General features: G+C 72.0%; 6 protein-coding genes. 5 read left to right on the top strand and 1 reads right to left on the bottom strand.

From position 1 onward, the window contains the following. Positions 1-168: 168 nt before the first annotated feature. Positions 169-1095: an AfsR/SARP family transcriptional regulator gene (locus ACFRKB_RS10970; protein WP_383105094.1), complete on the bottom strand. Its 927-nt coding sequence runs from the start codon at positions 1093-1095 to the stop codon at positions 169-171. Between the two features lie 392 nt (positions 1096-1487). Between ACFRKB_RS10970 and ACFRKB_RS10965 the strand changes: the two genes are divergently transcribed. The 5 genes from ACFRKB_RS10965 (at position 1488) to ACFRKB_RS10945 (ending at position 6700) form a co-directional block, all read left to right on the top strand. Continuing rightward, positions 1488-2705, top strand: coding sequence for an aminotransferase class I/II-fold pyridoxal phosphate-dependent enzyme (locus ACFRKB_RS10965; protein ID WP_383105092.1), 1218 nt, complete (start codon positions 1488-1490; stop codon positions 2703-2705). 65 nt (positions 2706-2770) lie between these two features. Further along, complete coding sequence (locus ACFRKB_RS10960; protein ID WP_383105090.1) at positions 2771-4021, top strand: beta-ketoacyl-[acyl-carrier-protein] synthase family protein; 1251 nt, start codon at positions 2771-2773, stop codon at positions 4019-4021. After that, a complete protein-coding gene (locus ACFRKB_RS10955) occupies positions 4018-4899 on the top strand; it encodes a MaoC family dehydratase (RefSeq protein WP_383105088.1) in 882 nt (293 codons plus the stop codon). Before ACFRKB_RS10960 ends, ACFRKB_RS10955 begins: the two co-directional genes overlap by 4 nt. Continuing rightward, on the top strand, positions 4896-6440 hold the full coding sequence (locus tag ACFRKB_RS10950) for an AMP-binding protein (RefSeq protein WP_383105087.1): 1545 nt from the start codon (positions 4896-4898) through the stop codon (positions 6438-6440). The genes ACFRKB_RS10955 and ACFRKB_RS10950 overlap by 4 nt, the downstream gene beginning before the upstream one ends. Beyond that, a complete protein-coding gene (locus ACFRKB_RS10945) occupies positions 6437-6700 on the top strand; it encodes an acyl carrier protein (protein ID WP_365971393.1) in 264 nt (87 codons plus the stop codon). Before ACFRKB_RS10950 ends, ACFRKB_RS10945 begins: the two co-directional genes overlap by 4 nt.

The following is a 6700-nucleotide window of genomic DNA, read 5'->3' as shown; positions in this document are numbered from 1 at the left end:
GCCCGGGCCCCCCCGCCCCGCCCTGTTCGTGCACCTGGACGTTATCCGGGCCCAGGTCCTCATCATCGACCGGGGGTTCACGATCACTTGACACCCCTACTTCCGCACTGACACGCGCCCCGGCTTATTCCGCCGGCCCGCCCGCGTATGTTCCCCCGCCACACCCCCCTACGCCACACGCCAGTCGGGCGCCGGTGACGCGGGGTGGGTCAGGCAGCCGTCCGGCGTCAATAAGCAGGGCCGCGGCGGGGCCGGTCGCGGGTCCGGGGCCTCGAACATGCCCATCAGCAGCGGGTCCAGCCGGGTCACGGCGCCGGTGTCGGGCTCCGGTCTTCGGGGGGTGTCGGAGCCGCGCAGCAGCTCCAGATAGGCGGCCTGGCTCTCCGGTGCCGGGTCGATCCCCAGTTCCTCGGCGAGCACTTCCCGCAGCTGCTGATAGGTGCGCAGCGCCTCGGCGCGGTTGCCGGCCGTCCGGTGTGCGGCCATCCGGCACCGGTAGGCGCTCTCCCTGAACGGCGCCCGCCGTACGGCCTCCTCGGCGTACCGCAGCGCGTGGTGCTCGTCGCCCAGCGCCGCCGAGGCCAGGCTCGCGGTCTCCAGCGCGGACAGCCGCAGCTCATCGAGCCATTCCCGCACGCCGTTGACCCACTCGCCCTCGTGGGCCGGCAGGAATGACCCGCGTAGATTCGAAACGGCAGCGGCCGCGAGCTGCTGCGCGACGGCGAACGAACCGGTGGCGTACGCCTCGGCCGCCTCCTTCGCCGCCGCGTCCGCGCACTCGACGTCGACGGCCGCGTCGTCCGGCAGCCGCAGCAGATAGCGACCGCCCTGGGCGACCAGCGGGGTGGCCCCGGGCCGCTGCTGCGGGAACGTGACGAACGTACGCACCCGGCTGACGACACTGCGCAGGGCCGAGGCCCAGGTGTCCGGCAGTCCGTCGGGCCAGACGGTGTCGGCCAGTTGATCGCGGCTGGTGCCTCCGGACCGTTCGAGGATGAGCCTGGCGAACGCGACTTGAGCCTGAGCGCTGGACAGATGCTGTGGCGGAACCCCTTCAGGTTCGATCGTGACAAGGCCAGCGAGTCTGATGAGCAAGCTGTACTCCCCGATGCGGTCGGCCCAGGGCCGGTTGCACCGACGGCGGCTGCCGCCGGCGAGAGTCTCGACATCACGCCAGGGGGCCCCGTCACAGTGAACCTCGTGAAGGAAATCGGGACACTCTGTGCATGCCCCCTGCACAGAAATTGGACGATACCAATCGGCCATCTCGGTATGTCAATACTGGCCGGGGAACATTCCCCGGGATTTCGCTGGAGACCGTCATTCCACTTGCGTAAATCTGTCGCTCTGTTCTTGCGGCCGCCCCTTTTCCCATTTCAACGCCGTGTTGCGCGCGCCTTGCGCGGCTGTCGTTGAATTGCGTCGGCACTCTGAGTCCAGGTTGAGCGGACTCCGGTAATTGTCCGAAACGTGGTGAGGAGACGCACGTGAACACATCCGGGGGCTGGGAACGTCTCGCGCCGAAACTGGCCGCGACACACCGCCGTGTGCGGGCCCTGGAGTGGGAGCCCGCCCGCCGCAACAGCTTTGTCACGTACACGGTCGAGCGTGACTCCGCCTACGCCGACCTCGACGGCGAGCGCCTCCTGATGATGTCGGGCTACAGCTATCTGGGTCTGGCCGGTGACGAGCGCGTGGTCGCCGCCGCCAAGGCCGCCGTCGATCTGTACGGCACCGGCAACCACGGGGTGCGGGCACTGGCGGGCTCGATCCCGCTGCACGAGGAACTGGAGGCGGAGGTCGCCCGGTTCGCCGGCCGCCAGGAGGCGCTGGTGTTCGGCTCCGGGTACGCGGCCAACGTCGGCACCGTCGGCGCGCTGGTCGGCGCCGGTGACACCGTACTCATCGACAAGTACGACCACGCCAGCATCGTGGACGGCTGCCGGCTGAGCGGCGCCACCGTCACCCGCTTCCGGCACAACGACATCGGCCATCTCGACCGCAGGCTCGCCGCCGCGAGCCCGGACGGGATCCGGCTCGTCATCGTCGACAGCGTCTACTCCATGGACGGCGACATCGCGCCGCTGCCGGAGCTGCGCCGGGTGTGCGACGCCCACAACGCCCTGCTGATGGTGGACGAGGCCCACGCGCTGGGTGTCATCGGCGCCACCGGCAAGGGCATCGAGGAGCACTTCGACTACACCGCGAAGGTCGACGTCAAGCTGGGCACGCTCTCGAAGGCCATCCCCTCGATGGGCGGCTGGGTGGCGGGACCGAGCGAGCTGATCGGTCATCTCAAGTACGCGGCACGGCCGTTCCTCTTCTCCGCGGCCCTCGGCCCCGCCCAGTCGGGCGCGGCGCTCGAATCGCTGCGGATCCTGGAGCGCGAGCCCGAGCGCGTCCGCCATATCCAGCAGGAGTCCGCGCGCTTCCGCCGGATGCTGAACGACGGTGGCATGCGCACCGGTGACAGCGAGACCGCCGTCGTCCCCGTCATCGCCGGCTCCGACGACGCCGCGTACGACTACGCCACCGCCTGCCGCGCGGCGGGGGTCATCGGACTGCCGGTGGTCACCCCGGCCGTCCCCAACGACCTTGCCCGGCTGCGGATCGCCATCACCGCGCGCCACACCAAGAGCGACATCGACTTCGCCGCGGAGGCCTTCCTCAAGGCCGCCCACGCGTGCGGGCTGATCCCGGCCTGACGGCCGGTCAGCTCGCCGCCCACCACCACCGCCCTCCGACGTTCGCACGGGATACGGGATCCGAGATGCCAACCTCACCGAGGCACGCACCGCCACAAGCGCCTGTCGCGATCACCGGCATGGGCGTCGTCACCCCGGCCGGCTGCACCCCCGACGATCTGTGGGCCACACTGCGCGCGGGGAGATCCACCGCCGCCACGCTGACCCACCTCGACCTGGAGCGCCACCGGGTGCGCATCGGCTGCCGGGTCCGCGGGCTCGACTCCCTCGGCCTCGTGCCCGCCAAGGACGCGCGCCGGATGGACCCGTTCGCGCTGTACGGGACGACCGCCGCCCTCGCCGCGCACCGGGACGCGGGAGCGCCCGGTGCGGACCCCGGGCGCACCGCGATCGTCGTCGGCAACGCCGTCGGCGGCCGGGCCACCAGCGACCTGGAGTCCGCGCACTTCACCGAGTCGGGACCGCACCGGGTCAACCCGCTGATGCCCCTGATGACGATGCCCAACGCGGCGGCGGCGCAGATCTCGATGCGGCTCGGCTGGCAGGGCCCCGCCCTGACCATCGCCACCACCTGCGCCAGCGGCGCCGACGCCATCGGCCACGCGCTGACGCTGCTGCGGAGCCACCGGGCCGATGTCGTCCTGGCCGGCGGCTGCGAATCGACCCTCACCCCCGTCACCCTGGCCGGGTTCGGCAACCTCAACGCCGTATCGCTGCGCAACGACGACCCGGAGCACGCGTCCCGGCCGTTCGACGTCGACCGTGACGGCTTCGTGATGGGGGAGGGCGCCGGGTTCGTCGTCCTCGAACGCCTCGACGACGCGCGGGCGCGTGGCGCCCGTACGTACGCGACCGTCGCCGGCTACGCCGCCACCTCCGACGCGCACCATCTCGCCATGCCGCTGCCGGACGGCGGCGCGGCCGTCGGCGCGATGGAGGGAGCCATCGCCGACGCGGGTCTGGACCCCTCCGACATCGTCCATGTCAACGCGCACGGCACGTCGACCCCGCACAACGACCGGGCCGAAGCGATCGCGCTGGCCAAGGTGTTCGGCACGGACGGGCCGCCGGTGACCGCCAGCAAGAGCGTCATCGGCCATCTCATCGGGGCCGCGGGCGCCGTCGAACTGATCGCGACCGTGCAGGCGATGAGCCGGTGCGAGATCCCTCCCACCGCCAACCACGAACAGCTGGAGCCAGGCATGGAAATCGATGTGGTCCACGGCGCCCCGCGCGCCGTGTCGTCCGGTCCGGCGCTCTCCAACTCCTTCGGGTTCGGCGGCCACAACTCCAGTCTGGTGGTGAGCCCGGTATGACCACCGCACCCGCCCCGGCGGCGACGCGTACCGTCACCGCCGAGGAGATCGCGGCCTACCGGGGCGCCGTCCGCGCCGCGCTGCCCGCCGCGCGGGACGAACTCGCCTCGCCCGTACACGCGTTCGTCCTCGCGCACGCCGTCGCCGAACGCACCGTGGCCGCCCTGACCGCCGACGATCCCGGCCCCGTGTCGGTCGTCCATCTCGGCCAGGACATCCGCTGCCGGCGGCTCGTACGCCCCGGCGAACAGGTCACCGTACGGCTGGACGTGCTCGGCGCCCGCCGCGAACCGCGCGGGATCCGGGTCGCGCTGCGCTCCCGGCTGACCGGCGACGGCGCGGGCTCCACGGGCTCCACGGCGGACGCCGCCGAGCCGTTCGCCGAACTGGTCACCAGCGCCCTGCTCGTGGGCGCGAGCTGCCTCGAACCCTTCGGGGAGATCTCCGGCGGCGCCGCCGCTCCCGCGCCCACCGGTGCGGCCGAGCCCGCCACCGTCGTCCATGAGCCGACCGTGGAGTGGATCCGCCGCTACGCGCTGGCCTCGGGCGACGAGAACCCGATCCATCTCGACGCCGACGCGGCCCGCGCCGCCGGATTCGGCTCGGTCATCGCGCACGGGATGAGCGTGCTGGCCCTGGCCGTCGAGGAGATCACCGACCGGTACGCCGACGGCGACGCCGCCCGGATACGGGGGATCGGCGGGCGCTTCTCGGCGCCCGTCGCGCCCGGCGAGCCGCTCCGGTTCGACCTCCAGCCGGACGAGGCCCGCCGGGTGGTGCGCTTCAGCTGCCGCACCCCCGCCGGACCCGCCGTCAAGAGCGGCTGGGTCGAACTGACCGGACACGCGGCGAGAGCACAGAACGGGAGCCGGCCATGACGACCGACGGCACCGGACAGGACCTCGGCCTGGTGGGCGGATTCCTCCTCCAGGTCCGTGAACGGCCCGACGCCACCGCCCTGGTGTGGAACGGCGAGGAGACCACCTACCGCGAGCTGTACGAGCGGGCCGGACGCGACCGCGACCGGCTGGCCAGGCTCGGGCTCACCCCCGCCGAGCCCGTCGGCATCCTCGCGACCAAGTCACCCGCGGCCGTCGCGCTGGTACTGGCCTGCCTGCTGGCGCGGCGCCCCTTCCTGCTGCCGTCGCCCGCGCTCGCCGACTCCCTGCTCGCGGATCTCTTCGCCCAGGCGGGCTGCCGCCGGGTGATCACGGCCGACGGCGCGGACCCCGCGGTGGTGCCGAACCCCGAGGTCACCGCGCAGCCGCTGGCGCCCCGCGAGGCCGCCGAGGTGTCGTTCATGCTGACCACCTCCGGCTCCACCAGTCTGCCCAAGATCGTCCCGCTGGGGCGGGACGCCGTGAACCGGTTCGTCGCCTGGGCGGCCCCCGCCTTCTCGATCGGGCCCGGCGTCACCGTACTCAACTACGCGCCGCTCAACTTCGACCTGTGCCTGCTGGACATCTGGACGACCCTCGCGCACGGCGGCCGGGTGGTCCTGGTCGACCCGGCACTGGCCGCCCGGGGCGGGCATCTGCTCGACCTCCTCGTCCGCCATGACGTACAGGTGGTCCAGGCGGTGCCGATGTTCTACGGGCTGCTGCTCGACGCGGCCCAGCGGCGCGGGGTGACGTTCCCCGCGGTCGGGCAGGTGATGTTCAGCGGCGATGTCATACCCGACCGCACCTTCGCCGCACTGCCCGGACTGTTCCCCGGGGCGCGGATCCACAACATCTACGGCTGCACCGAGACCAACGACAGCTTCGTCCATGAGGTCGACACCAGCGTCACCGAGTTCCCGCCGGTACCGATCGGCCGCCCGCTGCCGGGGGTCGAGGCCCTGATCCTCGGACCGGACGGCGCGGCCGTCGAGGGGCCGGGGGCCGGCGAACTGTATGTCTCCACGCCCTTCCAGTCCGCCGGCTATCTCGACCGGACCCGGCACGCCGACAAGTTCACCGGCCATCCGCTGGGACTCGACGACCGGCGCTGGTTCCGCACCGGCGATCTGGTACGGCGCGACGCCGACGGCCGGCTCCATCTCACCGGACGCGCCGACCATCAGGTCAAGGTCCGCGGTGTCGCCGTGAACACCGCGGAGGTCGAACGGGTGCTGCTCGACCACCCCGCCGTACGCGAGGCGGGGGTGGCCGCCCTGCCCGACCCGATCGAGGGCCGCCGGCTCATCGCCGCCGTACAGAGCGAACCGGGCAGCGGACTCAGCTCCCTGACGTTACGTCAGCACTGCGCGAGACATCTGCCCAGGGCGGCCGTCCCCGCCAAGCTCCGGATCGTCGGCGAACCGCTGCCGAAGACCGCCACGGGAAAGGTCGACCGCAAGGCACTCGACCGACTCGACGAGCTGTCCACCGTCTCCACCGTCACGCCAGCCACCACCGCCCAGGGAAGGATGTCATGAGCCACGCCGGCACCATCAAGCAGTTCGTCATCGAGGAGTTCCTCCCGGACATCACCCCCCAGGAGCTGGCGGACGACCACGATCTGCTCTCGGACGGGGTCATCGACAGCCTCGGTGTGCTGAAGCTGATCGCCTGGGTCGAGGACCGCTTCGAGCTGCCGATCGACGACACCGACCTGGACCCCGACAACTTCCGCAGTGTGGCGGCCATCGACGCGTTCATCGCCGGTGCGCGCCGCCCCGAGGTGGCGGGCGGCTAG

The organism is Streptomyces scopuliridis, assembly GCF_042790125.1.
Lineage (GTDB): Bacteria > Actinomycetota > Actinomycetes > Streptomycetales > Streptomycetaceae > Streptomyces > Streptomyces scopuliridis_A.
Note: the sequence above shows the minus strand (reverse complement) of the source record. Positions and strands in the feature narration are given on the sequence as shown.